We start from the raw sequence: 24640 nt of genomic DNA on the forward strand, positions 1-24640 counted from the left end.
GGCCCCGAAGCTGCCAACCCGCCTGCCGGTGCGCCCCGCAGCCCCCCGCACGCCTAGGCTCCAGCGACCGGGCCATCGAGGTCCAGGTACGGAGGCGACACCATGGCAGAGAAATCAGCGAAGAAGGACAGCGCGAAGACGGCGGTCCGCTCCCTCAAGGAGAAGCGCGCCGACAAGAAGGGCAAGCGCGACGTCGCCAGCCACGCGGAGGACGCGGTCTCGAAGGTGAAGAAGCGCTCGTAGCGCTCCAGGATGACGCCTGACGACGAGCGGCACCGTGCGCCTCACCCTCGCGGGTGCGGTCGACGGTGCCGCGTCGCCGTCGTCGACCGCCCGGAGGCGCGCGCTCCGGCAGGAATTGAACTAACGTCGGTTTCGCGGCGCGTATCAGGACGCCTCGCAGACTGGGGCGGCCGGGGGTCGCTCCCGACGGGAGCAGCCTTGAGCCGCGAGAAGTCCGCACCAGCCGAACCGCGCCTCCTCGGCTCGAGATCACCCCGCCGCGGCACGGGACGCCGCATGGCCGCCGCAGGCGTCGCCGTCCTCGTCTCGGTCGCGACGGCGCTCGGCGGGGTGACCACCGCCTCCGCGGCGCAAGGCGGCGACTGGGGGGACTTCACGGTCGAGCGCCTGGCGTCCGGCACCGGCTCGGTCGGCACCATGACGCTCGACGGCGGGTTCCCGGCGACGTCCTTCACCACGAACGCCTCGTCGGCGACCGTCCCGAGCGGTGCGAGCGGCTGGCAGGGTCCGAACACCCCGCCCGGCCTCGAGTACGGCACCAGTCGCGGCACCACGTACCTGAACCTCCGGCCCATGCGCGACTCCCCCACCCCGCAGGCCGCCTCGGTCACCACGTACACCTTCGCCTCGGCCACCCCCACGGCCGGCTGGTCGTTCGTGCTGGGCGACGTCGACGCCGACCAGGCGACGATCACCGCGCTGGACGCCGAGGGAGCGCCCGTCGGTTCCGACGCCCTGGGGTTCCAGGGCGTCTACAACTCGTGCGGGCTGGCCGGCAGCCCCTCGTGCGCCGGCGGCGGCACCGGCGACGTGCCGAGCTGGGATCCGGCCACCGCGACCCTGACCGGCAACGCGGCGGCAGCGGACACCGAGGGCGCCACCGGCTGGTTCAGCCCGACCGTCGCACTGTCGAGTCTGACCATCACGTACCAGCAGCGCTCGGGGCGACCGATCTACCAGACCTGGTTCGCGACGAAGACGTTCGCCGCATCCGGTGTCGCGCAGAGCACCGTCGACGGCACGACGACGCCGTACGAAGGAGGCGCGGTGACGGTCGCGGACGCCACCGGACGCGTCGTCGCGACCACGACGACCGACGCCGACGGGCGCTACGCCTTCCCCGCCCTGACCGCGGCACCCGGCTACACCGTCACGATCACCCCGCCCGACGGCTCGTCGGGTGCGACGACGCAGGACTTCTCGCTGGTAGCGGGCGACCGGGCCGACCTCGACTTCGCCTTCTCGGCCACGACGGCACCCGTCGACCCCGAACCGGACACGGTCGACATCGTCGGCACCATCACCGACGACACCGGCGAACCCGTCACCGACACCCCGATCACCATCATCGACACCGACACCCAGGACGTCGCGATCGAGACCACCACCGACGACACCGGCTCCTTCGAAGCACCCGATCTCACCCCCGAGACCGACTACACGATCATCGTCGACGGCGACACCGACCGCCCCATCGAATTCACCACCCCCGCAGCCGGGGCCCCCAACCCGCCCCTCGAACTCGAACAGCCCGCCGCACCCGTCGACCCCGTACCGGACACGGTCGACATCGTCGGCACCATCACCGACGACACCGGCGACCCCGTCACCGACACCCCGATCACCATCATCGACACCGACACCCAGGACGTCGCGGTCCAGACCACCACCGACGACACCGGCACCTTCGAAGCACCCGACCTCACCCCCGAGACCGACTACACGATCATCGTCGACGGCGACACCGACCGACCCATCGAATTCACCACCCCCGCAGCCGGCGACCCCAACCCGCCCCTCGAACTCGAACAGCCCGCCGCACCCGTCGACCCGGAACCGGACTCCGTCGACATCGTCGGCACCATCACCGACGACACCGGCGAACCCGTCACCGACACCCCGATCACCATCATCGACACCGACACCCAGGACGTCGCGGTCCAGACCACCACCGACGACACCGGCGCCTTCGAAGCACCCGACCTCACCCCCGAGACCGACTACACGATCATCGTCGACGGCGACACCGACCGACCCATCGAGTTCACCACCCCCGCAGCCGGCGACCCCAACCCGCCCCTCGAACTCGAACAGCCCGCCGCACCCGTCGACCCCGAACCGAGCCCGGAACCCACGCCCGGCCCGACTCCGGAGCCGAGCCCCGAACCCACGCCCGGCCCGACCCCGGTCCCGAGCCCGGTCCCGAGCCCCGAACCGACCCCGGCACCCCTCCCCGAGGTCGTGTCGGTCAGCGGGACGGTGCTCGACGTCGAGGGCGCCCCGGTGTCCGACGCCCGGGTCGAGGTGCTGCCCGCCGACACCACCGACCCCGTCGACCCCGTCGCGACGGCCACCACCGACGACGCCGGCGCTTTCGTCCTGACCGGACTGACCCCCGACACCACCTACCGGCTGGTCGTCGACGGCACCCCGGTCGCCTCCTTCACGACCGGAACGGACGACATCTCGCTCGGCACGCTCGTCGTCGTGCCGGGCGTCGGCGCCGTGCCACTCGTGCCCGTCGCGGACGGCGGGCTCGCCTTCACCGGCTCCGATCCCGCTCTGCCGATCGGTCTCGCGAGCGGCCTGATCGCACTCGGTCTCGTGCTGGCCGCGGGGGCGGCCGTGCGCCGCCGCGCCGGAGCCGCGGAACGGGAGTGATCTCGGGAGGCGCGGTGCCGGGTCGACCGGCACCGCGCCTCCTCGGCTCAGGTCGTGGAGATGCCCGCCCGCAGCTCCTCGTCGGTGAGGGTCGGCCCGCCCCCGGCCGCAGCGGCCTCGTCCATCCACATGACGTCCCAGTGGTGGCCGTCGAGATCGTCGAACGACTTGCTGTACATGAAGCCGAAGTCCTGGCTGCCCGACGCGGTGCCGCCGGCGGCGAGCGCCTTGGCGAGCATCTCGTCGACCTCGTCCTTGCTCTCAGCGCTGACGGAGAGCTGCATCTCGTTGCCGACGGTCGCGTCGACGATCTGCTTGCTCGTGAACTGCTGGAAGAACGGCTTGACGAGGATCATGACGTAGATGGTGTCGCTGATGACGATGCAGGCCGCGTTCGCGTCGGTGAAGGCGGGGTTGATCGACCATCCGAGCGCCTCGTAGAAGGCCTTCGAGGCCTCGAGGTCGTCGACGGCGATGTTGACGAAGATCATCGTGGGCATCACGCACCTGGTTCCCATCGTGCCGGAGGCCCGGTGCCGCCGGTCGTGGGGTCAGCATGGCCCCGGTGCGGGCGGGGGTCAAGGCCTGCGGCGTGCGGTGCGCTCGCCGTCGGCGAGCCTGTGCGGCCGGTCGGTTCGGGGGTGCAGTCTCGACGTCATGAAGAACACGACACTCGGCCAGGTCGACGGCGGCCTCGACGTCGGACGCCTGGGCCTCGGCCTGATGGGCATGTCCGCTTTCTACACCGGCAACAGCACGGACGACGACGAGTCGGTCCGGGTCATCCACCGGGCGCTCGACGTCGGGGTGACCCTGCTCGACACGGCCGACATGTACGGTCCGCACACGAACGAGCAGCTGCTCGGGCGAGCCCTCAAGGGTCGGCGCGACCAGGCGGTCGTCGCCACGAAGTTCGGCAATGTGACGGACAAGGAGGCGCGGCTCGAGCGGACGGTCGACGGTCGCCCCGAGTACGTGCGCAGGTCGGTCGACGGATCGCTGAAGCGTCTCGGCATCGACCACATCGACCTCTACTACCAGCACCGCGTCGACCCGCAGGTGCCGATCGAGGAGACCGTCGGGGCCATGGGCGAGCTCGTCACCGCGGGCAAGGTGAGGTTCCTCGGGCTGTCCGAGGCGGCGCCCGAGACGATCCGCCGTGCCCACGCGACGCACCCGATCACCGCCCTGCAGACCGAGTGGTCGCTGTGGAGCCGTGAGCCCGAGGCCGAGATCATCCCCACCGTCCGTGAGCTCGGCATCGGCTTCGTGCCCTACTCGCCGCTCGGCCGCGGGTTCCTGACGGGCACGATCCGGTCGGTCGACGAGCTCGCGCCCGACGACTTCCGACGCTTCGCGCCCCGCTTCTCGGGCGACAACCTCGAGGCGAACGTGCGGATCGTGCAGCAGGTCGACGAGGTCGCCCGGGCCGTCGGCGCGAAGCCCGGACAGGTCGCGCTGGCCTGGCTGCTCGCGAAGGGCGAGGGGATCGTGCCGATCCCGGGCACGAAGCGCCGCGCGTACCTCGACGAGAACGTCGCCGCCGACGAGATCGTGCTCTCGGAGGAGCAGCTGCACCAGCTCGACGACGTCGCCGCGCCGAAGGGCGCCCGCTACGCCGACATGTCGACCGTCGACGAGTAGCGCGGGCGCCGACGCCGGCTCGGCCTTCGCTCCGTCGCCCCGCCACCCCGCCACCCCGCCACCCCGCCACCCCGCCACCCCGCCACGAAATGAATATCCCGCCATGTCTTCTCGTGGCGTGATGTTCACATCGTGGCGGGGTGAGACGTCCGGGCGAGTGACGAGGGCGAGGGCGAGGCCGAGGAGGCGCGGGTACGGTCGAGCGATGGACGACGTGATCAGACGCCGGGCACTCGTGCACGGCCTCGTGCAGGGTGTGGGGTTCCGTTTCTCGACCGAGGGCGAGGCCGATCGCCTCGACGTGGGCGGTTTCGTCCGCAACCTGCCCGACGGAGACGTCGAGGTGGAGATCGAGGGGCGACCCGACCGCGTCGCTTTGATGCTCGAATGGCTGGAGCAGGGCCCGCAGGGGGCGACGGTCGACTCCGTCGAGGTACGGGAGCTCGGTCCGATCGGCGAGACGGAGTTCACCACCCGGCGCTGACGTCGACGACTCGGCTCGCGCGACGCCTCGGCTCGCGCGTCGCCGGGGGTCGCCCTCGGACTGCAGCGCGGGTCGCGCACGGACCGCGGCGACGATCTCCGACCGGCACCTCACATACGGGGGTCGAGCACCGTCTACAGGGTGAGTAGCATCGCCGAGGGTGAGGAGCCGACCGTGACGACCGAGACAGACCTGCCGCCGACCGTCCATACGACCGTGCCGAGCCCGCTGGGCGATCTCACGCTCGTGGCCTCCGAAGACGGCCTCGCCGGGCTGTACTTCGCCGAGCACCGCAACCTCCCCGACCCGGCCGGTTTCGGGCGGGCGTCGCCGACGGGCGTCGGGGTCGTCGACTTCGACGAGGTCGAGCACCAGCTCGGCGAGTACTTCGCGGGCGAGCGTCGTCGATTCGACCTCCCGCTGGCGCCGCGCGGCAACGAGTTCCGCCGACGGGTCTGGGCCCTGCTGCGCGACATCCCCTACGGCGAGACGCGCAGCTACGGCCAGCTGGCGCGAGAGCTCGGCGACGTCGGCCTCGCCCGGGCCGTCGGGGCGGCCAACGGGCTGAACCCGCTCAGCATCGTCGTGCCGTGCCACCGGGTCGTCGGCGCCGCCGGTGCCCTCGTCGGCTACGCCGGGGGTCTCGACCGCAAGCGGCGGCTGCTCGATCTCGAAGAGCCCGAGAGCGCCTCCTCGGGCCGCCTGTTCTGACGTGCTGCCGTTCGCCCGCGTCGTCGAGATGCACGGGGCCACCGTGTGGCGCGTCTGCCGTGCGGTGCTCGACGAGCACGACACCGACGACGCCTGGTCCGAGACGTTCGTCGCAGCCCTCGTCGCCTACCCCTCGCTGCCCGAGACGGCCAACGTCGAGGCGTGGCTGGTGACCATCGCGCACCGCAAGGCGATCGACATCGCGCGGGCCACGACACGTCGTCCGCAGCCGGTCGAGGTCGTGCCCGAGCGGCGACCCGCGCCTCCGGCGGACGAGGCGCTGGCCCGGCGCGACGAGTTGATCCGCGCCCTCGACCGTCTGCCTCCCGGTCAACGCCGGGCCGTCGTCCACCACCACCTCGTCGGGCTCTCGCACGCCGAGGCGGCGGAGCTCACCGGCATCACCCCCGCCGCCGCCCGCCGCGCCTCGGCCGACGGCATCGCCCGGCTCCGACTCCTCCTCAGCCCACCCGACCCGCGAGCACCGTCAGGGGCCCCATGACCGACACACCAGACACCGCCGCGAGCATCCCCGAAGGCGAGGCCCCGCGGTCGGCCGCACCCGAGCTCGATGCCGTGCTGCGGCAGCGGCTCGGTGGCTTCGCTCCGAGCGACGACCGTCTCGCCGCCCTGCACGCCCGCTTCGTGCGCTCGGCGATGGACGCCGACGCCGTCGACGTGGCCTACCGCACGGTCGACTCCCCCGTCGGCCGGCTCATGGTCTGCACGACGACCGTCGGCATCGTGCGCATCGCCTTCGACGTCGAGGGGCTCGACACCGTGCTCGACCGGCTGGCCGCGGTCATCAGCCCGCGGATCATCGAGGCGCCCGACGCACTCGACACGGCGGCGGGTCAGCTCGACGAGTACTTCCGCGGCGAGCGCCGGTCGTTCGATCTGCCGCTCGACCGCCGGCTGTCGAGGGGGTTCCAGCGCACCGTGCTCGAGCATCTGCCCGAGATCGGCTACGGGGCGACCGAGTCGTACGCGTCGGTCGCGCGGGCCTCGGGCAGCCCCAAGGCCGTCCGCGCCGTGGGCACCGCCTGCGCGACGAACCCGCTGCCCGTCGTCGTCCCGTGCCATCGGGTCGTGCGGAGCGACGGCGCCCCCGGGAACTACCGTGGGGGGATGGCCGCCAAGCAGACCCTTCTCGCGCTCGAGGCCACGTCGTGAGCCCCGCCGACGATCCCTCGGTCGTGATCGGCGACGACGGGCTCGCACGACCCGTCTGGGCCTCGACCGACCCTCTGATGCGCGAGTACTACGACAACGAGTGGGGCATGCCCGTCCGCGACGAACGCGGGCTCTTCGAACGACTGAGTCTCGAGGCGTTCCAGTCGGGCCTCTCATGGGCGACCATCCTGCGCAAGCGCCCGGCGTTCCGCTCCGCGTTCGCCGACTTCGACCCCGACACGGTGGCGCACTTCGACGACGCCGATCGCGCTCGACTGATGGGCGACGCGGGGATCGTCCGCAACCGGCTGAAGATCGACGCGACCATCCAGAACGCGCGAGCCGTGGTCGGACTCCGCGCCGACGAGGGCCTGGTCGACTTCGTCTGGTCGTTCCGACCGGCCGAGACCCCGACTCCGCAGACCATGGCCGACGTGCCCACCACGTCGCCCGAGTCCGTGGCGTTGTCGAAGGCCCTCAAGAAGCGCGGGTTCACTTTCGTCGGGCCGACCACGATGCACGCGCTGATGGAGGCCGCGGGGCTCGTCGACACGCACCTCGTGGGCAGCCACCGACGCGGCACCTCAGGCGTCTGGGGCGACGCCCCGCGCCCGGGCGACCGACAGACCGCCTCGGCTCCGGGCCACGAGTCGTGACGCGTCTCGTCGTGCGGGCGGTCGGCGAGTACGACCACCGGCACGCCGTGGGTCTGCTCGCGGCCCACAGCATCCCCGGGGCCGAGGCCACCGACATCGGCGCGGCCTCGCATTCGCGGCTGGTCGAGGCGGGCGACGGGGCCTCGCGCGCCTCCTACCGGGTCGATCTGACCTTCACGGCCGACGGCGTCTCGGTCGACGTGCAGACCGACGACGAGAGGGTGCTCGCCGAGCTCGAGACGGTCGTCCGCCGATGGCTCGACCTCGACGCCGACATCGCCGCCGTGCACGACGGGTTCTCAGGCGACCCCGTGCTCGGCCCCCTGGTGACGGCACGACCCGGCATCCGCATCACCGGCAACCCCGACGGCTTCGAGACCGCCGTCGTCACGGTGCTGGGTCAGCAGGTGTCGTTGGCGGCCGCCCGCACGTTCAGCGGGAGACTCGTCGAGGCGTACGGAAGACCCGTCGAGGGCACCGGGCTGACGAGGTTCCCCCGGGCCGACGTCCTGGCCGCCGCCGACGTCGACGAGCTGCGATCCGCCGTCGGCATCACGAACAGTCGAGCGCGCACCGTGCAGGCCCTCGCCGCGGCCGTCGCCGACGGTCTCGTCATCGCACCGGGCGACGACACGACCGAGGTGCGGCGCCGGCTGCTGGCCGTCCCCGGCATCGGCCCGTGGACGGTCGACTACCTGGCCGTCCGCGCCCTCGGCGACCGCGACGCCTGGCCCGCCGGCGACCTCGTACTGCGGCGCGTGCTCGGCGGCCTGACCACGCGACAGGCCGAGACCGCCGGTGCCGCCTGGTCGCCGTGGCGGGCCTACGCGCTCTTCCACCTCTGGGCCGCCGTGCTGCCCACCGCACCCGCGGCGACGGCGCCGACGCCGGCGACGGCGACGTAGCCGCCCAGCGCACCGCGCGCGGAACCTGGGAGCCGGTCACCGCCGCGGCGCGTAGCGTCATACGGGTCGAAGGCGTTTCTTTCGTCTTCTCTGGCCGGTGTTGCTCGCATCCCTGCCCGTGAAGCTCAACTGCGACAACATCGGCACGAGGGGCACGGACGGCGGCATCGCCACGACCGTGCCCCTCATCTCTCTTCGTGAGACCGCGGACTCGCACTCCTCGGTCGGGAGAGGTGGACCGGGCGAGATGACAGCCGCAGGGATCTCGGACATCCTGGAGACCCGACAGGTGTCGACGTGTCGACCACCCCCGAGCCGACCGAGAGCACCGATGCGACTCCTCCTCATCCGCCACGGCGAGACCGCCGACAACGTCGCCCAGACGATCGGCTCGCGGCCGCCCGGCCCTCCCCTGTCGCCGGTCGGCGTCGATCAGGCTCGAGCCCTGGCGGGTCGACTGGCTGGCGAGCCGATCACGGCCGTGCACTCGTCACGGGCCCTCCGCGCCGCCGAGACCGCCGCCGTCGCCGCGGCAGGGCTGGGCGTGCCGCATCGCGAGCTCGACGGCCTGCTCGAGATCGACGCCGGCGACCTCGAGGGCCTCTCGTACGCCGACGCCCTGCCCGGCTACATGGGCACCATGCAGAAGTGGTGGACGGACCGCGATGCGCGCATCCCCGGCGGTGAGAGCGGCAGCGAGTTCGTGGCCCGCTACGACGCCGCCGTCGCCTCGGTGGTCTCGGCCACCGGCCCGGCGTCCACCGCGGTGATCGTCTCGCACGAGGCCGCCATCTGCGTCTGGGCGGCGAACACCGCCGACAATCTGGACGCCGAGTTCAGCCGCACCCACGGGCTCCGCAACACCGGCGTGGTCGCCCTCGAGGGGACGCCCGACCGGGGCTGGGTCGCCGTCTCGTGGGACGGCGACCCGCTCTCGCACTGAGCGTCGTCGGTCGAGTCGTACGAGCTCTCATCGAGCCAGGCCCGCGCCTCCTGTCGGGGTCCTCGTTTTTCGGCCATGGCGCCGAAGCGCACTCCGCTGAAACGGATCGCCGAAAGCGCCGGTCAGAGGACGTACCTAGAGGGACTAGGCAAAATCGACCACTGACCGGGGTTTTCTTGATTTGTCACCGGCCGTTCGGCGACGTATTTTCGAAGGGTGCCGACCATCTCGATGGCTCGGCGGGTCGCACCTCCGACCGAGCTTGCACGGGCAGGGAGCGGAGGCGCGACCCTCCCCGCCGGCCTCGCCTCAGGCGGCTCGCCTCGTTCACAGCTCGCCCCGCGCCTCCCGGACACAGATGCCAACGACTTCCCCCGCCCCTCTCTCGACCTTCTCTCGTCATGAGGAGTCCGGCACGGACCTGGCCGAGGCGGTGCGGGTGCGTTCGTCGCGCCACGGCGGCCGCGACTTCCGGGCGCGGCTGGCCGACGAGCCGTTCTCGTATCACTACGTCACCGTCGGCGATTCGCGGCTGGGGCTCCAGACGACGCGCTTCACCGCCTATCTGCAGGGCACCGTGCCGTATCCCGAGCAGTACGCGCTCATGTGGTTCCGTCGCGGCAGCGCGACCATCGACCATGGTGGGCGGACCTTCACGAGCCATGGCGCCGATCCCTTCCTGGTGCCCGCTGAAGACCCGTACTCGTTCTCGCTGACCCCCCGGCACAGTCAGCTCGTGCGCGTGGGCCGGGACTTCCTCGAGGAGACCGCCGCCGATCTGCACGACGGACCACCGCAGCGCATCGTCTTCGACCACACGACGGCCCCCTCCGCCGCCGCCCTCCGACGGTGGCGGTCGGTCACCGCCGCGGCCACCCCGAACATCGTCGACTCGGCCACCGAGCCGCTGCTGCGCCTCGAGTCGCAGCTGAGCATCGTGCGGGCCATGCTCGAGCTGTTCCCGTGGCGGCCGCTCGACCTGCCCGCGAGCGTCCGCACCGAGCGCGGCGTCAAGGTGCGCCTCGCCGCGGAGTACATCCACGCCCACGCCGGTCAGGCCATCACGCCGGCCGACATCGGGCGAGCGGCGGGGCTCAGCCCGCGGGCCCTGCAGCTGGCGATGAACGAGCACTTCGAATCGTCGCCGACGAACTACCTGCGGCAGGTGCGACTCGACCGCGCGCACGCCGAGCTGCTCACGTCGCCGCCGGGCACCGCCCGCGTGTCGGACGTCGCACGGCGCTGGGGGTTCGGCAACCTCGGCCGATTCGCGGCCGCGTACGCCGCTCGGTTCGGCGAGTACCCGCGCACCACGCTGCGCCGCTTCTGAGCGCCGCACCGCGCCTCCTCGGGGGCGGGGGGGGGACGCGGACGGCCCTGGTGGCGGCTGGCCCTGCTCGCTAGGGTGACAGGACCGATCGAGGGGACTGGTCACATGAACACCGCAATCGTCGTCATCGCCCTGGTGGTCGTCGGCATCGTCGCCGCCACCATCGCCATCGTCGTCCGCGAGCGCCGCGACCGCGCGGTCGCCGCCCGTCTCGACGAGGCGGACCCCGGGGCCGGCGTGCGTGCTCACGCCGACGCCGAGCGGCAGCAGGCCGGCCCTCGCGGCGAGGCCGGCGGCATGTCGTGGTCGGCCGGCGGCCAGAACTCGGCCTGAGCGCCCCGCAGCCGCGCGCATGCCCGCCTGCGCCTGCGCGCCGGTCTTGGGCCGCTAGCGGAGGGCGTCGCGGGCGGCTCGAGCCCGGGTCTTGATCGCGGCGATGACCTCGTCCTTCGCGTCGGCGTAGTCGTTCGAGTCGCTCCAGCCGCGAGTCATGAGGCCCTGCTTCACGGACTCGTAGAGAGCGCGGTCGGCGGCGTCGGAGCGGAGACGATCGCGCAGGAGGCGGTAGTCGTCGACCGCAGGATCCCCGCGTCGGTAGACGTGCACGTGCACGTCGCGAGCTGGCGTCCGCACGAGTCGGTGCCCCGGCTCGCGCACCCGCAGCTCGTACCCCGCGGCGAGCAGGGGCTCGAGGTAGTCCTCCTCCGCCGTGATGTCGGCCACGACCACCACGAGATCGATGATCGGCTTGGCAGCCAGGCCGGGCACCGAGGTCGATCCGATGTGGTCCACCTCGATCTCCTGCCCCGGCAGCGCCTCGAGGATCCGGTCGCGGTGCACGGCGAAGTCGGCGGCCCATCGAGGGTCGTACGGCTCGAGCGTCACGTGGAGCGGCTGCGGGCCGCCGACGAGCTCGAGCGTCGTGACATCCGGTCGGCGCGGGTTCCCGCTGTTCGTCGCCATGTGCATCCTCCGCTTCGGCCAGCCGGACAACGTAACCCAGTCGGCGGCGCGGTGCAACAGCGGGACGGAGCGGTCAGCCGGGTCGGTTCACCGACGAGTCGCGACCCGACGGTGCGCGGGGAGCCGTCGTCAGGCCTCGGCCGCGGCCCGGCCGCGTACTGCCGCGACATGCGCCCGCATGGCCGCCTCGGCCGCGTCGGCATCTCCCGAGTCGAGGGCCTCGAGCACGGCCCGGTGCTCGCGGATGGCGTGGTCGGCATCGCTGACGCCGAGCCCGCCGAACATGCGGAACCGTTGCGCCTGACCACCCAGCGAGTCGAACGCCCGGTGCAGGAACGGGTTGGCGGCCTGCTGCGCGATGAGTTCGTGGAAGGTCTCGTCTGCCTCCCAGTACGCGTGGTACTCCGCGAAGGTCGGGCCCTTCGGCGCCTCGGCGAGCCGGGTGAGGGTCTCGCCGAGCGCGTCGATGAAGGCGTCGGTGCGCCGAGGAGCCGCGAGCCGCGCGACCGCGGGCTCGATGACGCCCCGGGCGTGCATGAGGTCGTCGAGTTCGGCTCCCGTCAAAAGGGGCGCCGCGCGATAGCCGCGGAGTGCCGCCCGGGTGACGAGACCGGTCGACTCCAGGCGCGCCAGCGCCTCGCGGATCGGCGTCTGCGACACGTCGAGGTCGCGAGCCAGAGCGTCGATGTTCAGCGGCGTGCCCGGCGGCAGGGTGTCGTCGAACAGTCGGCGCAGCAGTTCGTCGTAGACGCCGTCCGACAACGAGACACGCTGGGGTCGGCGCGGGCCGTCACTGGGTGGCATCCGACCAGTGTTCCACACGTCGGGGCGTGTCGTCTTTCCTATAGGCGGTGTCATCGACCTCGTGCCGAGGAGGCGTCCGGAGCCCGGCAGGAGGCGCGGGCCGCCTCGTCGAGGACGCTCGCCACCGCGGCGACGTCGTGGGCTCGTCGCCCCAGGAACAGACCGTCCACCGCAGGTGCGGTCCGCGTCAGCAACCCCGGCCCCGCGCTGCCGCCGTAGACGAGGCGAGTGGTCGGAGGCAGACCGGCGCGCAGAGCGCGGGCCGCACCGACGATGTGCTCGACCGGAGCCGGCTCCGAGGCGCCGATCGCCCAGACGGGCTCATGGGCCACGACCAGCGGCTCGGCGGCGGCCGCACCGACCTGCGCCAGGCACGACGCCGCGGCCTCGGCGGGGCCGACCCGCGCCTCCTCCCCCACGCAGAGCCAGGGCACGAGGCCGGCCTCGCGGCACCGGTCGATCTTCTCCCGGACGACGGCGTCCGTCTCGCCGAGCAGACGGCGACGTTCCGCGTGGCCGACCTCGACGTAGGCGACGCCGACGTCTGCGAGGAGCGAGGCGACGTCCTCACCCGTCACCGCGCCTCCGGCGAATCGACTGACGTCCTGCGCCATGACCTGCACGCCGGTGCCCTCGAGCAGCCGCACGGCCGCCTCCAGCAGCGGCGTCGAGGGGGCCACGACGAGCTCGACCGCGCCGCTCCGCACGGCGGCCTGCCCCCGAGCGAGGTCCGCGACCGCCGCCAGCCAGTCGAGGGTGCGGGCACGAGACAGATAGGCCTTCGTGCTGATGCCGACGAGCACGGTCAGGACTGACGGAGGATCCGACGACCGGCCACCGCGATGGCCACGTCGAGGGCGCGCTGACTCGACGTGACGCTCGCGACGCCGGTCCCGGCGATGTCGAAGGCGGTGCCGTGCGCCGGGGTCGCGATGACCACGGGCAGGCCGCCCTGCACCGTCACCCCGCCGTCGAAGCCCAGCAGCTTGATGGCGATCTGACCCTGGTCGTGGTACATGGTCACGATGCCGTCGTAGCGCTCTCGCGCCCCGACGAAGATCGTGTCGGAGGGGAACGGACCGACGACGTCGATGCCGCCCGCCGCCGCCTCGGCGACGCCGGGGGCGATGACGTCGATCTCCTCGCGGCCGAAGATGCCGTTCTCGCCGTTGTGCGGGTTGAGACCGCAGACGCCCAGTCGGGGGCGTGCGACGCCGGAGTCGCGCAGCAGCTCGTCGAGCAGGCGGACGGCGTCGACCACGCCCTGCGTCGTGATGCGGTCCGCGACGTCGCGGATGCCGATGTGCGACGTCACCCTGGCGGTCCACAGACCCGGGATGATGTTGATCTCGCTCGTCACGCCGTCGCAGTGCAGCTCCTTCGCGAACCAGCGCAGTTCGTCCTCCTCGGACATGCCTCCGAGGTGCAGGCTCGTCTTGTTGAGGGGCGTGAACACGATCGCGCCGACCTCCCCGGCGTTGGCCAGGTCGATGGCGCGCCGCAGCTGATGCAGGGCGCGCTCGCCCGCCTCCTTGCTGACCTGACGCGGCGGGATGGGCTCGGCCGGCGCCGACCCGTCGTCGAGGAGGGTGGCGAAACCGGGGCGCGGCTCGTCGCTGAGCGGGATCGTGACGCCGACGACCGCCGCGGCGGCGTCGAGCTCGGCGCGGTCGGCGAGCACCACGATGTCGGCCGCCTCGAGGTTCGCGGGGTCGGCGAGCAGGCGGGCCGCGAGCTCGGGGCCGACGCCGGCGGGATCGCCCAGGGTCAGGGCGATGCGGGGGCGGCGGGCCGGCCCGCCTGCGGGGTCGGAGGTGGTGGAGGCGGGGGTGCTGACGGTCATGCTGCGGATCCTTCCGGGGATGCCTCGTAGGTGCTGATGACGTCGACCTTGGCGGCCGATGCGCTGGTGGGGTCGAAGCGGTGGTCGAGCCACTCCGAGGCGAGGCGCCGGGCGAGCTCGATGCCGACGACGCGCTGGCCGAAGCAGAGCACCTGCGCGTCGTTCGAGAGCACGGCCCGTTCGACCGAGAAGCCGTCGTGGGCGGTCACGGCACGGATGCCGGGCACCTTGTTCGCGGCGATGGCCACCCCGAGCCCGGTGCCGCAGACCAGCAGGGCCCGGTCGGCCCGGCCGTCGGCGACCATGCGGGCGGCCTCGATCGCGACATGCGGGTAGGCCGTGTGCCCGTCGGGCCCGACGCCGACGTCGACCACGCTCGCGACGCGGTCGTCGCCCTCGAGGTCGGCCCGCAGGCGCTCCTTGTACTCGTAGCCGGCGTCGTCGCAGCCGACGACGATCCTCAGCGGTTCGTTCACGGTTCAGGCCTCCTGGTGGATGGGGTTCGCGGTCGGGGTGGCTGTGCCGGCATCGGCTGAGGTCGCGCCGTCCTGCTCCGCGACCTCGCGGGCGACGACGCCGGCGATGCGCGCGAACGACACCGCGCCCGCGTCGGGGTGACCGAGGCTCTTCTCGGCGAGCGGTCGCGCACGGCCGAGTCGGGGCCGGAGGCGCGCGGTCGCGTCCGCGGCCTCGCTCGCCGCCGCTGCGGCGCGGACCCACGCCTCGGGCAGGTCGAGCCCCTCGTCGGCGGCGCGACGGAGCGCATCGACCAGGGGGACGAACGCGTCGACCAGGGTCTTGTCGCCCACCTCGGCTCCGCCGAGGCGCTGGATGGCCTCGAGCCCCGCTGCAGCGGCCCGGGCGGAGGCCTGCGGGTCTCGGAGGTCGGGTTCCGCGGCCAGGGCGGCGCCGGCGCTGGTCAGGCAGACGCCCCAGAGCGCACCGGAGGTGCCGCCCGCGTGCTCGGCCCAGCCCTCCCCTGCCTCGGCGAACACTGTCGAGACGCCGGCGCCGCGCTCGACGGCGGCGCGGGCCGACGCGAGTCCGGCGGTGATGCCGCGAGCCATGCCGATGCCGTGGTCGCCGTCGCCGGCCACCGCGTCGAGACGGCCGAACTCCGCCTCTGAGGCGACGACCATCTCGGCGACGTGCTCGAATCCCTCGAGCAGGGGCCGACCGGCGCCCACGTGACGATCGTCGTCGGCCGGGGCGACCGACGGGGGCGCCTCGAGACCGGCGCCGTCTCCTGTGTCGTCGACCCGCGCCTCCACGGCTCCCTTCCGGAAGGCGGGGCTCGAGGCCGGGCTCCCCCAGAGCTGCTCGAGTTCGTCGTCGACCCAGAAGAAGGTCGCCGAGACCCCCGACATGTCGAGGCTCGTGACGAGTTCGCCCACCTCGGGCTGCACGACGGTGACGCCGGCCTCGTCGAGCAGGCGCCGGACGTGGCCGTAGAGCACGAAGAGCTCCTCGTACTTGTAGGTGCCGAGTCCGTTGAGCAGGACGACGATCCGGTCTCCGGCGCCTTCCGGGGCCTCGGCGAGCAGCGATCCGACGAGCAGTTCGGCCAGTCCGCGGGCCGACGGCAGGTCGGCCTCGCCGATGCCCGGTTCGCCGTGGATGCCGAGGCCGATGGACATCCGACCCTCGGGCACCGTGAAGAGCGGCTCCGTCGCGCCGGGCAGGGTGCATCCGGAGAACGCGACGCCGAACGAGCGCGTGCGGTCGTTCGCCCGTCGCCCGAGCTCCTCGACGCGGTCGAGGTCGAGACCGGCCTCGGACGCGGCGCCGAGCACCTTGAAGACCGTGAGGTCGCCCGCGATGCCTCGACGCTTGGCGATCTCGTCGCGGCTGCCGCTGGCGATGTCGTCGGTGACCGCGACCACGCGGACGTCGACTCCCTCGGCCCGGAGGCGCTCGGCGGCCTGACCGAAGTTCAGGACGTCGCCGGCGTAGTTGCCGAACGACAGCACGACCCCGCCGCCGCGCTGAGCGGCCCGGGCCACACGGCACACCTGACCGGCGGACGGCGAGGCGAAGATGTTGCCGTAGGCGACACCGGCGGCGAGGCCCGGACCGACGAGGCCGGCGAAGGCCGGGTAGTGGCCGGAGCCGCCGCCCACCACGACGGCGACCTGGCCGTCCGCGAGGGGCGTGCGCCGCACGACGCCGCCCTCCACACGGCGCAGGGAGTCATGGGCCGCCGCGAAGCCGTCCAGGGCCTCGTCGGCGAAGGTGGTCGCGTCGTAGTCGAGGATGGTCACGACACCATCTCCTCTCTCGGGTCGGTGACGGCGGAGGCGACCAGCGCCTCCCGCCCGTCGAGGACGGCCATCCGCTCGGCGCTGGGCAGCACGCGGCGGAGGTAGTCCCTGTTCAGGGCGGCGACGGAGAGCCCGTCGCCGCCGTAGTGCTCGCAGACGAAGGTGCCGCGGAAGCCCGCCTCGACGGCGTCGCGCACGGCGTGCCGGTAGTTGATGAGGCCGAGCTCGAGCGGGGCGGGCAGGGCCGTGTAGGCGCCCGTCGCCGGGTCCTCGTCACGGTGGTAGTTCTTGACGTGCCAGTAGTTGGCGTGCGGCAGGGTGGCGGCCAGGGTCTCGCGCCAGTCGTCGATCGGCCGGTGCAGACGGACGAGGTTGCCCACGTCGGGATTGAGACCGACGTTGTCCAGACCGACCTCGGTGACGAGGCGCACCGAGCTGGCAGCGGTGCCGAGATAGGTGTCCTCGTACATCTCGAGCGTCAGGTCCAGGCCCAGCTGAGCGGCGTGCCGCCCGAGCTCCGTGATCCGCGCCACGGCGAGCTGCCAGTTCTCGGGGTCGTCCGGCGCGTCGATCTCGCCCTGCGCCGTCCAGAACCACAGCCGATCCCGCTGCTCGCTCGTGAGCGGCCGGTGGAAGCCGACGGAGACGATCCCCGCCCCCAGACGGGCCGCGGCCTCGAGGGTGCGATGGCTGTAGGCGAGGTTCTCGAGACCGACCTCGGGGTCGATGACGCTCGACCGCACCACGCAGACGCTCGTGAGGTCGACGCCGGCATCCCGGCCGGCAGCCGCCAGCTCGTCGAGACGCCGGCCGGGCAGATCGCCGACCCGCAGCCAGTTGTCGTTGATCTCGACGAGGTCGAAGCCCGTCTCGCGGATCTCCTCGAACGAGGCCCGCCAGGCCTCCGGCTCGGCGTCGAGGGTGCTCGTGCCGTCGCGGTCGACCGCCGGGAACTGCAGCATCGCGGCCGCGATGGGCCAGTCGTCGCGCGAGGGGCTCATCGTCCGGCCTCTTCCCGGGCGCGATCGCGCGTCTCGGCGTCGTCGGTCGCTGCGACACGGGGGCCGCGGCGGACCGCGAAGCGCCCGGCGATCTTCGGGCCGACCATCAGGGCGGCGGCGAAGAGGAGGATGCCGACGCTGATCGGGCTCTGGAGCAGGACGAGGAAGCTGCCCTGGCCGATGGCGGAGGTCTGCACGAGCGCCTTCTCGAACAGCGGGCCGAGCACGAGGCCCAGCACGAGCGGCGCCATGGGCAGGTCGAGCTCCTTCATGATCCAGCCGACCACCCCGAAGATCAGGACGAGCACGACGCTGAACATGTTGTTGCTGACCGAGTAGGCGCCGACGAAGCTGGTCAGCAGGATGATCGGATAGAGGTAGCCGTAGGGGATGCGCAGCATCTGGGCGAACACCGGCGCGAGCGGCAGGTTCAGCACCAGCAGCATCACGTTGCCGATGAAGAACGACACGAGAAGACCCCAGATCAGCGTGGGCTGCGTCTCGAACAGGCGGGGGCCGGGCTGGAGCCCGTAGACGGTGAAGGCGCCCAGCAGGACCGCCGTCGTGCCGCCTCCGGGGATGCCGAGGGCGAGGGTCGGCACGAAGTTCGCGTTGGCCGCGGCGTTGTTGGCGCTCTCGGGCGCCGCGACGCCCTCGATGGCGCCCTTGCCGAACATCGCCTTGCGGGGCGACACGCGCTTCTCGATGCCGTACGCCATGAACGAGGCGAGGGTCGAGCCGGCGCCGGGCAGGATGCCCAGCACGAAGCCGATGCCGCTGCCGCGGAGGATCGGACCGGCGCTGCGCTTCAGTTCGCCGCGGCTGATGACCATGTCGCGGAACCGGGTGCGGATGGGGGCGTCGGCCCCGCGTCGGATCTGGTGCAGCACCTCGCCGACGGCGAAGAGACCGATCATCACCTCGATGAAGGGGATGCCGCTCAGCAGGTTGATGCTGCCGAAGGTGAAGCGCGCGTCGCTGAAGCCGGTCGCGACCCCGACGGTGGAGATGAGCAGACCCGCCGCCGCCATCATGAGCCCGCGGGACAACGAGCCCCCGGCGAAGCTGACGACGATGACGAGACCGAGGATCATGATCGCGAGGTTCTGCACCGGTCCGAAGTTGAGGGCCAGGTCCGCGAGCGGAGGTGCGAGCCACATGAGCAGCGCGAGCGAGATGATCGCCGCGACGAACGAGCCGATGGCGCTGATCGCGAGGGCCGATCCGGCCTTGCCGTTCTTGGCCATCTGATAGCCGTCGAGCGTGGTGACCACGCTCGCGGCCTCGCCGGGCGTCGAGATCAGCACCGACGTGATCGTGCCGCCGTACTGGGCGCCGTAGTAGATGCCCGCCAGCATGATGAGCGCCGTGACGGGTTCGAGGGTGAGGGTCAGGGGGATGAGGATCGCGACGCCGGTGGTCGAGCCGAGACCGGGCATCAGCCCGATGATCGTTCCGAGCAGCACGCCGATGAAGCACCAGAGGAGGTTCTCGGGCGTGAAGGCCGTCGAGAAGCCGAGTGCGAGGTTGTCGAGCATGGTCGTCCTTCAGATCAGGCCGAGCAGACCCTGCGGCAGCGGCACGCGCAGCAGGGCGACGAAGATGGCGTAGGTCACGACGCCCGCGGCGACCGCCACGAGGGCGGACGGGAGGACTCGGCGGTGCTCCACGAAGACGGCGACCACGAAGAGCAGCAGCACGAAGGCGAGGAGGAAGCCGACCACCTGCACCATGGCGAGCGTGACGACGACGAGTCCGAGCACGACCGCCAACATGCGGTTGCGCTGACGCTGGGTGCGGCCGAGGATGTCGACTCCGTCGTCGTCCGTCGCGAGGGGCGAGTGGATCGACTGGGTGCTGGTCGTGGGGGCACCCGGGTCGAGCGGGTCGCCGAGGACGATGCCGTCGTCGGGCCGGGAGGGCGTGTCGAGGATGAGCTCGGCCTGGGAGGGCCGGTCGAGACGTCGACGGAGGCGCCCCACCAGATCGAGGACGGCGAACACGGCGACCAGGCCGCCGGCCATGGCGGGCAGGAAGCCCGGGCCGATCTCGCCTCCCTCGACCGTCACGCCGTACCCGAGACCCCCGACGAGGGCGGCGGAGCCGATCGCCGCGAGGACGGCGCTGGCGGCGAGTCCGCCGCGGTGGACGGCCGTCACTCGGCGAACACCTTCTCGAGGTCGGCCGTGTTCTCGCCGAGGTAGGTGCCGAACTCGTCGCCGTACTGGGCGTTCGGCTGCAGGTAGTTGCTCTCGACGTACTCGGTGTACGCGTCGCTGTCGGCGTACGCCTCGCCCGCATCGATCCAGAACTGCTCGGTCTCGGCGCTGATGCCACCGGGGGCGATGAAGCCGCGGAACTGCGCGAACGAGACGTCGATGCCCTGCTCGGCGGCCGTGGGGATGTCGGCGAGCGCCTCGTACTCGTAACGGTCCTCGGCGACGGCGCACAGCGCCTTGAGGTCGCCGGCCTCGAGCTGGGCGATGACCTCCGCCGGGTTGAGCGACGCGACGTCCACCTGACCGCCGAGCAGACCCGTCAGAACCTCGCTGCCGGACTCGAACGGCACGCGGTCAAACTCGACGTCCTCCTCCTGCTCGATGAGGGTGAAGACGATCTCGTCGAGCGACGTCGATCCCGACACCGCGGCGACGACGCGCTCGTCGGCGGCCGCATCCACGACGTCGGTGCAGGTGTCGTACTCGCTGTCGGCCGGGACGACGATCAGAGTGAAGTCGTCGCCGACCTTCATGATCGGCGTGAAGTCCTCGTAGGTGAACTGGACGTCCTGGGTGACGGGCAGCGCGAGCATCGCCGTCTCGGCCGCGAGCAGCAGATCGTTGCGGCCCTCCTGCCCGAGGAAGTACGAGTAACCGATGGCGCCCGAACCGCCTTCGCGGTTCTCGACGCTGACGTTCAGGCCGGTGCCGCCTTCGAGGCCCGAGGCGATCGCGCGACCCGAGAGGTCGCTGCCGCCACCGGCGCCCATCGGAACGAGCATCGTGACGTTGCCCGTGGGGGCGCCGTCGGCGGTGCTGCCTCCCGCAGCGGAACCGCAGGCGGTGAGGCAGAGCAGGGACGCCGCGGCAAGGCCGGCGACGAGGGGGGTACGTGACTTCATCGTCTTGATCTCCAGTGATCGGGTCCACCCGGGTGCGAACCACCCGCTTCAGGAACTATCGCATATCCTATCGGATTCGCGCCAGCCCTGTGTCGATGGTCTCGGGTCAGCTCCCCGGTCAGATCCCCGCGAGGCTCACCCGCGCCTCCTGAGCTTCCCGCGAGAGCAGCCAGACGAGGTAGCAGCCGCCCACGACGACGGTCACGACGCCGACCGGCACCGTGACGGGCAGCACGTGCTGCGCGATCAGGTCCGAGCCGAGCAGCACGACGGCACCGGTCAGCGCCGACGCGACCAGCGGCACGTGCGCCGTGCGCGTGAGACGCCTCGCGATCTGCGGGGCGGCCAGGGCGACGAACGCGACCGGACCGGAGACGGTCGTGGCCACGCAGACGAGCGCGACGCCGATCACCAGCGAGGAGGCGCGCAGCCGTTCGACCAGCACCCCCGTCACCGCGGCGAGGTCGTCGCCGATGCCCAGCTGGCGGAGCCCCGGTGACAGCACCGGCACCACGAGCAGGAGGAGCACCACGAGCACGCCCGCCGCCCCGACCCCCGTCGCGTCGACACCCGCCAGCGTGCCCGCGCCCCAGGCCGAGGCGAACAGCGCCGTGTCGAGCTCGACCTGCAGCAGCAGCCAGGTGCCGAGCGACGCGGCCATCGACGACACCGCGATGCCCACCACGATGAACCGGAACCCGCCCGCCGACGTCCCGCTCGAGAGCAGAGCGATCAGCAGAGCCGTCACGAGACCCCCGATCAGCGCTCCGATCGTGCGCGACTCCCACGACGGCCCGACGACGATCAGCGCGCCGAGCATCCCGACGAACGCGCCGTTCGACAGACCCATGATGTCGGGGCTCGCGAGGGGGTTCCGGGTCACCGTCTGGAACAGCCCGCCGGCGACCCCGAGCGCGACCCCCACCACCGCGGCGGCCGCGATGCGCGGCAGCCGCCACTCGAGCACGATCGTGCGAGGCAGACCCTCTGTCGACCCGGTGACGATGCCGAGCACGTCGGACAGCGAGACAGCGAAGTCGCCGGACATCGACCCGACGACGGCCAGGGCGAGCGCGGCGGCGATCAGCGAGGCCGAGACCGCAACGACACGATGCCGCCCGGGCCCGGGCCGCCCGCTGGCTGGACGGGCAGCGCCGGCCGCCTCCCCGCGCCGCGACGTCCCGCTCACAGCGCCGTGGCCCCGCGTCGGCGCCGCACCAGCACGACGAGCACGGGCGCTCCGACGAACGCGGTGACGATCCCGACCGGCATCTCGGACGGCGACACGAGCACCCGTCCGACGACGTCCGACACGAGCACGAGCACGGGCGCGACCAGCATCGAGCCGACGACGATGCGGCGGTGGTCGAGGCCGATCCCCCAGCGCACCACGTGCGGGATCATCAGGCCGACGAACGAGATCGGGCCGGCGAGCGCCGTGGCCGTGCCGGCGAGCAGGGTGATGGCGGCGAGCGAGAGGAGGCGCGTGCGCGCGAGGTGCACCCCCTGACTCACCGCGGTGTCGTCGCCGAGCGCGACCGCGTTCAGGGCGGGCGCGACGACGACGGCGAGCACCGCGCCGAGCACGGCGAGGGGCGCGACCGAGGCGAGCCCGTCGAGACCGCGACCGACGAGACTCCCGGCCGACCAGCCGAGGAGGCGCTCGAACGCATCCGGGTTCGTCAACGTCAGCCCCGTGGTGACGCCCGAGAGCACCGCACCGACCGCGAGACCGGCGAGCGTCAGCCTCACCGGGTCGGCGCGGACACGGCCCGCCGACCCGAGCACGGAGACCACGGCGGTCAGCACGAGCGCCCCGCCGAAGGCGAACCAGACGTACTGTCCGATCTCGACGACGCCGAGGAAGACGACGGCGACGGCCACCGCGGCCGCGGCGCCCGCGTTGACACCGAGGATGCCCGGGTCGGCCAGCGGGTTCCGGGTCAGCGCCTGCATCAGGGCCCCGGCTCCGCCCAGCCCGACGCCGACGACGGCACCGACCAGCGTGCGCGGCAGCCGCTGCTCGATCACGACGAAGCGGGACTCGTCGGTGCCGCCCCCGGTGAGGGTCTCGAGCACGAGCCGCGGGCTGAGGGCGTTGGCCCCGAGCGCGAGCGACAGCAAGGCGGCGATCAGCAGCGCGACGACGGCGACGGCGATCCCGACGCCGACCCTCATCCCCCTCGCCTGCGAGCGTTCCGCCAGGCGGCGCCCAGCCAGGCGGCGCCCAGCCGGGCGGCGCCCAGCCGGGCGGCGCCCAGCCGGGCGGCGATCGTCGGGGAGGCGCGTCACCGGGTGCGGCTCAGGACGCCCTCGATGTCGTCGAGCACGGCCAGACCGCCGAGCGGACCGACCCCGGTGATCCAGTACGACTGGTCGACGAGGTGCAGCTCGGGGAACGCCGAGGGGTTGTCGCTGATCGCCTCGGGCGTCGTCGACTCGTCGGAGACGTCGGTGGTCGTGACGAAGACCTGGTCGGCCGTCGCGTCGAGCACCTTCTCGGGTGAGAGGTCGACCGAGATCGAGTCCTCCCAGTCGCGCTCGGGAGTCTCGAAGCCCACGCACTCGAGGGTGCTGCCGGCGAACGACTCGGGGCCGTAGAGGGTCAGCAGGCCGTCGCGGGGCCTGATCAGCTGCGCCGTGCCCGAGACGTCGAACTCGGAGGCGATCTCGTCGCAGCGCGCCTGGTACTCGGCCAGCAGCGCCGTCGCCTCGTCGGCCCGGCCGAGCGCCTCGCCCACGAGATCCACGTTGTCCTTCCAGGGGTCGGCCTGCGAGGCCAGGAAGACCGTCGGCGCGACCGCGCTGAGCTGGTCGTAGAGCGCCGAGTGGCGCGACTCGGTGCCGATCACGAGATCGGGGGCGAGCGAGGCGATCTTCTCGACGTCGGGCTCGGTGACGGTGCCGACCGTCTCGATCGACGCCGCCTCGTCGCCCAGGTAGGCCGGCACACCGGCCGCTTCGTTGAGCACCGCGGCACCGACGGGCACGATGCCGAGCGCGATGGTGGTGTCGAGGGCGACGGGTTCGAGCACGACCACGCGCTGCGGCGCGGCCGGGACGGCCGTCTCGCCGCGGGCGTGCGCGACCGTCCGGGCGGACGACGACGAGGACGCGTCGGCCTCGGAGCCGTCGGCGGCGGAGCCGACACCGGTCGTGCAGGCGGACAACGCGACCGAGAGGGCGACGGCGACCGATGCGGACGCGAGGCGGATGAGCATCGGGGACCGCCCGGACGGGGAGATCGACGGGGAGGAGGGGCGAGGGAGAACCACGGGGAGAGCCTTCGATCGTCTGACGAGAGAGGGAGCCGGGTCGGGACCGGCTGGAACGGGGACGACCATAGTAGGTAAGCCTTACCTAACACAACTGGGCGTCGGGGCGCCGTCGGTGGCGAGCGCCTAGCGTCGACCGCACCCAGCACGAGAGGACCCCCATGAGCGAGAGCACAGACCGCACCGACGGCCCGAACGCCGCACGACCCGACGACGAGCGCGCCGCCGTGGATCAGGCGACCCTCGAGGCGGCCGCCGTCGAGACCTACCGCGCCAGCCAAGGCGACGGCAGCCCCGACGCGAGCGACGGCGACGGCACCGACGATGGCGACCGCGACGGCACCGCCGACACCGACACCGACACGCAGGGGGCGCCCGCGACCGGCGACGAGGCGACACCCGACGGCGACGTCGCCCAGCCCCTCGGCGGCACGCTCTCGGGCGAGGAGGACTACGTCGCGGCGAGCCCGGCCGGGCTCTCGGGCGAGCAGGACGCCGCCCTCGCGGCGGATGTCCGCTCCGACGACCCCGAGGCCGGCGCCCACCGCGGTGACATCGGCGCGAACCGCGGCGGCAGCGGCGGCCGCTGACCCCGCGGCGAGACCCCACGAAGTCACCGAGA

The 24640-nt window shown here is 72.5% G+C and carries 27 protein-coding genes; 13 read left to right on the forward strand and 14 right to left on the reverse strand.

All coding sequences use genetic code 11. From position 1 onward, the window contains the following. Positions 1 to 102: 102 nt before the first annotated feature. The gene (locus ACZZY9_RS05135) at positions 103 to 243 is read left to right on the forward strand and encodes a hypothetical protein (protein ID WP_192058878.1); all 141 of its coding nucleotides are present in this window, start codon (positions 103 to 105) and stop codon (positions 241 to 243) included. Positions 244 to 519: 276 nt separating this feature from the next. After that, on the forward strand, positions 520 to 2904 hold the full coding sequence (locus ACZZY9_RS05140; RefSeq protein ID WP_463463237.1) for a carboxypeptidase regulatory-like domain-containing protein: 2385 nt from the start codon (positions 520 to 522) through the stop codon (positions 2902 to 2904). Positions 2905 to 2951: 47 nt separating this feature from the next. Here ACZZY9_RS05140 and ACZZY9_RS05145 read toward each other — a convergent pair whose 3' ends face one another. Next, positions 2952 to 3404 (reverse strand): VOC family protein, encoded by a 453-nt coding sequence (locus tag ACZZY9_RS05145; RefSeq protein WP_243215700.1) that lies wholly within the window; start codon positions 3402 to 3404, stop codon positions 2952 to 2954. A 157-nt stretch (positions 3405 to 3561) separates the two neighbouring features. Here ACZZY9_RS05145 and ACZZY9_RS05150 point away from each other — a divergent pair, with 157 nt between their 5' ends. The 10 genes from ACZZY9_RS05150 to ACZZY9_RS05195 all read left to right on the forward strand — a co-directional run bounded on the left by ACZZY9_RS05150 (position 3562) and on the right by ACZZY9_RS05195 (position 11083). Then, positions 3562 to 4548 carry an aldo/keto reductase gene (locus ACZZY9_RS05150; protein WP_192058886.1) on the forward strand — a complete coding sequence of 329 codons (987 nt, stop codon included), beginning with the start codon at positions 3562 to 3564 and terminating at the stop codon, positions 4546 to 4548. A 205-nt stretch (positions 4549 to 4753) separates the two neighbouring features. Further along, positions 4754 to 5032: an acylphosphatase gene (locus tag ACZZY9_RS05155; RefSeq protein WP_192058888.1), complete on the forward strand. Its 279-nt coding sequence runs from the start codon at positions 4754 to 4756 to the stop codon at positions 5030 to 5032. Positions 5033 to 5206: 174 nt separating this feature from the next. Then, entirely contained in the window at positions 5207 to 5743 is a 537-nt protein-coding gene (locus tag ACZZY9_RS05160; protein WP_243215699.1) for a methylated-DNA--[protein]-cysteine S-methyltransferase, read from the forward strand. A gap of 1 nt (position 5744) precedes the next feature. Continuing rightward, positions 5745 to 6245 (forward strand): RNA polymerase sigma factor, encoded by a 501-nt coding sequence (locus ACZZY9_RS05165; RefSeq protein ID WP_463463238.1) that lies wholly within the window; start codon positions 5745 to 5747, stop codon positions 6243 to 6245. Further along, complete coding sequence (locus ACZZY9_RS05170) at positions 6242 to 6916, forward strand: methylated-DNA--[protein]-cysteine S-methyltransferase (RefSeq protein WP_463463239.1); 675 nt, start codon at positions 6242 to 6244, stop codon at positions 6914 to 6916. Before ACZZY9_RS05165 ends, ACZZY9_RS05170 begins: the two co-directional genes overlap by 4 nt. Further along, on the forward strand, positions 6913 to 7572 hold the full coding sequence (locus ACZZY9_RS05175) for a DNA-3-methyladenine glycosylase I (RefSeq protein WP_463463240.1): 660 nt from the start codon (positions 6913 to 6915) through the stop codon (positions 7570 to 7572). Before ACZZY9_RS05170 ends, ACZZY9_RS05175 begins: the two co-directional genes overlap by 4 nt. Beyond that, complete coding sequence (locus ACZZY9_RS05180; protein ID WP_463463241.1) at positions 7569 to 8477, forward strand: DNA-3-methyladenine glycosylase 2; 909 nt, start codon at positions 7569 to 7571, stop codon at positions 8475 to 8477. The genes ACZZY9_RS05175 and ACZZY9_RS05180 overlap by 4 nt, the downstream gene beginning before the upstream one ends. A 331-nt stretch (positions 8478 to 8808) precedes the next feature. After that, the gene (locus ACZZY9_RS05185; protein ID WP_463463242.1) at positions 8809 to 9420 is read left to right on the forward strand and encodes a histidine phosphatase family protein; all 612 of its coding nucleotides are present in this window, start codon (positions 8809 to 8811) and stop codon (positions 9418 to 9420) included. 358 nt (positions 9421 to 9778) lie between these two features. After that, positions 9779 to 10750 carry an AraC family transcriptional regulator gene (locus ACZZY9_RS05190; protein ID WP_463463243.1) on the forward strand — a complete coding sequence of 324 codons (972 nt, stop codon included), beginning with the start codon at positions 9779 to 9781 and terminating at the stop codon, positions 10748 to 10750. A gap of 105 nt (positions 10751 to 10855) precedes the next feature. After that, positions 10856 to 11083, forward strand: a complete 228-nt coding sequence (locus ACZZY9_RS05195; RefSeq protein ID WP_192058901.1) for a hypothetical protein — start codon at positions 10856 to 10858, stop codon at positions 11081 to 11083. Between the two features lie 54 nt (positions 11084 to 11137). Here the strand turns inward: ACZZY9_RS05195 and ACZZY9_RS05200 are convergent, their stop codons facing one another. From ACZZY9_RS05200 to ACZZY9_RS05260, 13 genes are all read right to left on the reverse strand, one after another. Continuing rightward, positions 11138 to 11713, reverse strand: coding sequence for a GrpB family protein (locus tag ACZZY9_RS05200; RefSeq protein ID WP_463463244.1), 576 nt, complete (start codon positions 11711 to 11713; stop codon positions 11138 to 11140). A 129-nt stretch (positions 11714 to 11842) separates the two neighbouring features. Continuing rightward, on the reverse strand, positions 11843 to 12517 hold the full coding sequence (locus ACZZY9_RS05205; RefSeq protein WP_463463245.1) for a GntR family transcriptional regulator: 675 nt from the start codon (positions 12515 to 12517) through the stop codon (positions 11843 to 11845). Positions 12518 to 12567: 50 nt separating this feature from the next. Then, on the reverse strand, positions 12568 to 13320 hold the full coding sequence (locus ACZZY9_RS05210) for a triose-phosphate isomerase family protein (protein ID WP_463463246.1): 753 nt from the start codon (positions 13318 to 13320) through the stop codon (positions 12568 to 12570). Positions 13321 to 13322: 2 nt separating this feature from the next. Next, positions 13323 to 14360 (reverse strand): 4-hydroxythreonine-4-phosphate dehydrogenase PdxA, encoded by a 1038-nt coding sequence (locus tag ACZZY9_RS05215; RefSeq protein WP_463463247.1) that lies wholly within the window; start codon positions 14358 to 14360, stop codon positions 13323 to 13325. Further along, the gene (locus ACZZY9_RS05220; RefSeq protein WP_243216509.1) at positions 14357 to 14836 is read right to left on the reverse strand and encodes a ribose-5-phosphate isomerase; all 480 of its coding nucleotides are present in this window, start codon (positions 14834 to 14836) and stop codon (positions 14357 to 14359) included. The genes ACZZY9_RS05215 and ACZZY9_RS05220 overlap by 4 nt, the downstream gene beginning before the upstream one ends. Before the next feature lie 3 nt (positions 14837 to 14839). After that, positions 14840 to 16621 carry a dihydroxyacetone kinase family protein gene (locus ACZZY9_RS05225; RefSeq protein ID WP_463463248.1) on the reverse strand — a complete coding sequence of 594 codons (1782 nt, stop codon included), beginning with the start codon at positions 16619 to 16621 and terminating at the stop codon, positions 14840 to 14842. Continuing rightward, a complete protein-coding gene (locus tag ACZZY9_RS05230; RefSeq protein WP_463463249.1) occupies positions 16618 to 17622 on the reverse strand; it encodes a sugar phosphate isomerase/epimerase family protein in 1005 nt (334 codons plus the stop codon). The genes ACZZY9_RS05225 and ACZZY9_RS05230 overlap by 4 nt, the downstream gene beginning before the upstream one ends. Next, the gene (locus tag ACZZY9_RS05235; RefSeq protein ID WP_463463250.1) at positions 17619 to 19160 is read right to left on the reverse strand and encodes a tripartite tricarboxylate transporter permease; all 1542 of its coding nucleotides are present in this window, start codon (positions 19158 to 19160) and stop codon (positions 17619 to 17621) included. Before ACZZY9_RS05235 ends, ACZZY9_RS05230 begins: the two co-directional genes overlap by 4 nt. A gap of 9 nt (positions 19161 to 19169) precedes the next feature. After that, positions 19170 to 19781 (reverse strand): tripartite tricarboxylate transporter TctB family protein, encoded by a 612-nt coding sequence (locus tag ACZZY9_RS05240; protein ID WP_463463251.1) that lies wholly within the window; start codon positions 19779 to 19781, stop codon positions 19170 to 19172. After that, positions 19778 to 20743, reverse strand: coding sequence for a tripartite tricarboxylate transporter substrate binding protein (locus ACZZY9_RS05245; protein WP_192058919.1), 966 nt, complete (start codon positions 20741 to 20743; stop codon positions 19778 to 19780). Before ACZZY9_RS05245 ends, ACZZY9_RS05240 begins: the two co-directional genes overlap by 4 nt. 118 nt (positions 20744 to 20861) lie before the next feature. Continuing rightward, complete coding sequence (locus tag ACZZY9_RS05250; protein WP_463463252.1) at positions 20862 to 21791, reverse strand: FecCD family ABC transporter permease; 930 nt, start codon at positions 21789 to 21791, stop codon at positions 20862 to 20864. 137 nt (positions 21792 to 21928) lie between these two features. Continuing rightward, positions 21929 to 22921 (reverse strand): iron chelate uptake ABC transporter family permease subunit, encoded by a 993-nt coding sequence (locus ACZZY9_RS05255; RefSeq protein WP_463463253.1) that lies wholly within the window; start codon positions 22919 to 22921, stop codon positions 21929 to 21931. Positions 22922 to 23031: 110 nt separating this feature from the next. Continuing rightward, complete coding sequence (locus tag ACZZY9_RS05260) at positions 23032 to 24018, reverse strand: ABC transporter substrate-binding protein (RefSeq protein WP_463463254.1); 987 nt, start codon at positions 24016 to 24018, stop codon at positions 23032 to 23034. Between the two features lie 161 nt (positions 24019 to 24179). Here ACZZY9_RS05260 and ACZZY9_RS05265 point away from each other — a divergent pair, with 161 nt between their 5' ends. Then, positions 24180 to 24608, forward strand: coding sequence for a hypothetical protein (locus ACZZY9_RS05265; protein WP_243216168.1), 429 nt, complete (start codon positions 24180 to 24182; stop codon positions 24606 to 24608). The last annotated feature ends 32 nt before the right edge of the window (positions 24609 to 24640 follow it).

Source organism: Frigoribacterium sp. AC394, assembly GCF_979258095.1.

Coding starts and splice junctions, on each gene's coding strand:
- ACZZY9_RS05135 (WP_192058878.1), top strand. CDS start 103: ATGGCAGAGAAATCAGCGAAGAAGGACAGCGCGAAGACGGCGGTCCGC.
- ACZZY9_RS05140 (WP_463463237.1), top strand. CDS start 520: ATGGCCGCCGCAGGCGTCGCCGTCCTCGTCTCGGTCGCGACGGCGCTC.
- ACZZY9_RS05145 (WP_243215700.1), bottom strand. CDS start 3,404: ATGCCCACGATGATCTTCGTCAACATCGCCGTCGACGACCTCGAGGCC.
- ACZZY9_RS05150 (WP_192058886.1), top strand. CDS start 3,562: ATGAAGAACACGACACTCGGCCAGGTCGACGGCGGCCTCGACGTCGGA.
- ACZZY9_RS05155 (WP_192058888.1), top strand. CDS start 4,754: ATGGACGACGTGATCAGACGCCGGGCACTCGTGCACGGCCTCGTGCAG.
- ACZZY9_RS05170 (WP_463463239.1), top strand. CDS start 6,242: ATGACCGACACACCAGACACCGCCGCGAGCATCCCCGAAGGCGAGGCC.
- ACZZY9_RS05185 (WP_463463242.1), top strand. CDS start 8,809: ATGCGACTCCTCCTCATCCGCCACGGCGAGACCGCCGACAACGTCGCC.
- ACZZY9_RS05190 (WP_463463243.1), top strand. CDS start 9,779: ATGCCAACGACTTCCCCCGCCCCTCTCTCGACCTTCTCTCGTCATGAG.
- ACZZY9_RS05195 (WP_192058901.1), top strand. CDS start 10,856: ATGAACACCGCAATCGTCGTCATCGCCCTGGTGGTCGTCGGCATCGTC.
- ACZZY9_RS05200 (WP_463463244.1), bottom strand. CDS start 11,713: ATGGCGACGAACAGCGGGAACCCGCGCCGACCGGATGTCACGACGCTC.
- ACZZY9_RS05205 (WP_463463245.1), bottom strand. CDS start 12,517: ATGCCACCCAGTGACGGCCCGCGCCGACCCCAGCGTGTCTCGTTGTCG.
- ACZZY9_RS05215 (WP_463463247.1), bottom strand. CDS start 14,360: ATGACCGTCAGCACCCCCGCCTCCACCACCTCCGACCCCGCAGGCGGG.
- ACZZY9_RS05230 (WP_463463249.1), bottom strand. CDS start 17,622: ATGAGCCCCTCGCGCGACGACTGGCCCATCGCGGCCGCGATGCTGCAG.
- ACZZY9_RS05235 (WP_463463250.1), bottom strand. CDS start 19,160: ATGCTCGACAACCTCGCACTCGGCTTCTCGACGGCCTTCACGCCCGAG.
- ACZZY9_RS05245 (WP_192058919.1), bottom strand. CDS start 20,743: ATGAAGTCACGTACCCCCCTCGTCGCCGGCCTTGCCGCGGCGTCCCTG.
- ACZZY9_RS05250 (WP_463463252.1), bottom strand. CDS start 21,791: ATGTCCGGCGACTTCGCTGTCTCGCTGTCCGACGTGCTCGGCATCGTC.
- ACZZY9_RS05255 (WP_463463253.1), bottom strand. CDS start 22,921: ATGAGGGTCGGCGTCGGGATCGCCGTCGCCGTCGTCGCGCTGCTGATC.
- ACZZY9_RS05265 (WP_243216168.1), top strand. CDS start 24,180: ATGAGCGAGAGCACAGACCGCACCGACGGCCCGAACGCCGCACGACCC.